Origin of the sequence: Micromonospora sp. NPDC048986, from assembly GCF_040649335.1 — a bacterium.
GTDB lineage: Bacteria > Actinomycetota > Actinomycetes > Mycobacteriales > Micromonosporaceae > Micromonospora > Micromonospora alfalfae.
Genome location: NZ_JBEZFJ010000032.1, coordinates 1 through 1761, shown reverse-complemented (window position 1 = coordinate 1761; position 1761 = coordinate 1). Strand labels below are relative to the sequence as shown.

The 1761-nt window shown below is 66.7% G+C and carries 2 protein-coding genes; one reads left to right on the top strand and one right to left on the bottom strand.

Annotated features, from left to right (window positions below):
• Positions 1-383, bottom strand: a 383-nt coding sequence (locus tag AB0B94_RS33200) for an LLM class flavin-dependent oxidoreductase (RefSeq protein ID WP_357289894.1), incomplete at its 3' end; no start/stop codon positions are given.
• Positions 384-657: 274 nt separating this feature from the next.
• Between AB0B94_RS33200 and AB0B94_RS33195 the strand changes: the two genes are divergently transcribed.
• Positions 658-1650: an IS481 family transposase gene (locus AB0B94_RS33195; protein WP_357289897.1), complete on the top strand. Its 993-nt coding sequence runs from the start codon at positions 658-660 to the stop codon at positions 1648-1650.
• Positions 1651-1761 lie beyond the last annotated feature (111 nt).

Below are 1761 nucleotides of genomic sequence, written 5' to 3'. Positions count from 1 at the left end.
GCGTCGAGGCCGTCCAGGAAATTCACCATTCTTGAGAACGGCATGCGATAGACGGTGCCGCTGCCCTCCACCAGCACCGCGTGGCTCGCGCCGAGACCGAGCAGGAACCGGCCGGGGTGCGCCACCTGCGCGTCCTGGACGAACGCCGCCACCTCGGGGGGCGACGAGTGCCAGATGCTCACGATGCCGGACGCGACCCCGATGCGCGTCGTCCCGTCCAGGATTTCCCGGAAGCGCGGGGCGACGTTCTCGCCGAAGCCGCCGGAGAACCAGATTCGTGAATAGCCGAGTTCTTCCAACTCGATCGCGGCATCGTCGGCAGCGCCGCGACTCTCGCTAGCCAGAAAGAACGGTTGCCACACGCTGACGAGTCGTTGTGCCATACCGGAACCCTACGACCCATCAGCCGCCGACGGCACCGTTGCCACGTGCGACGCCCGCCATAGAGCCCTGGACCGCCCGACTGCCCCGACGAGTGATCGGGCGTCCGGTCAGACGTCGAAGTGCAGCACGGTGGTGACGCCGCCTAGGTGTACTGCCCAGGCACGTTGGTTGAGGTCGTGTGACGACACGATCTGACGGATCTTGATTGGCGAGGACCTCCTGTCGTGGAGTGGAGCTGCTGAAGGCGACCACACCACAGACCAGGAGGTCCTCGTGTCTCACGCTAACGCAGCGTTGACTCCTCGTGCCCGGCTGCGTCTGGCCAAGCTCGTCGTGGACCAGGGCTGGCCCGTCGCGCGGGCGGCTGAGCGCTATGACGTGTCATGGCCGACGGCGAAGCGGTGGGCTGAGCGTTACCGGTTGGCTGGCGAGGCCGGCATGCAGGACCGTTCGTCACGGCCCGCGTTGCAGCCAAGGAAGACACCGCAACCATTGGTTCGCAAGATCGTGCATCTACGGTGGAAACACCGCCTGGGCCCGGTCGCGATCGCCGACCGCCTCGGCATGGCTTCATCGACGGTGCATGCCGTGTTGACGCGGTGTCGGCTTAATCGACTTTCGCACGTCGACCGGGTCACCGGCGAACCCGTGCGTCGCTACGAGCACGCGACTCCCGGGGCGTTGCTGCACGTCGACGTCAAGAAGCTCGGGAACATCCCCGACGGCGGCGGCTGGCGCTACCTCGGCCGCGCCAAGGGCAGCAAGAACCGCAACGCCACCGCCGGCAAGCCGCGCAGCAAGCACTACAACCCGATGATCGGCACCGCTTTCGTGCACACCGTGATCGACGACCACAGCCGCGTCGCCTACGCCGAAATCCACGACGACGAGACCGCCGCCACCGCCATCGGCGTCCTACGCAGAGCCGTCACCTGGTTCAGCGACCGCGGCGTCACCACCCAACGGGTGCTCTCCGACAACGGCAGCTGCTACCGCAGCCACGCCTGGCGTGACGCCTGCACCGATCTCGGCATCACCGCTAAACGCACCCGTCCCTACCGCCCACAAACCAACGGCAAGATCGAACGCTTCCACCGCACGATGGCCCAGGGCTGGGCCTTCAAACGGATGTACTCCAGCGAGTCAGCCCGCCGAAACGCCCTACCCGCCTGGCTACACGAGTACAACCATCACAGGCCCCACACCGCGATCGGCAAACGCCCACCCATCAGCCGCTTAACCAACCTCCCTGGGCAGTACAGCTAGGGCGGCCGCTGTCGTACCCGATGCCTAGAGTGCGGGGGACCGACCCGCGCTGTGAGAGGTTCCTGATGCCCGACGACGCTCCCGCCCGGGATCTGCTTGCCCTGCTGCCGG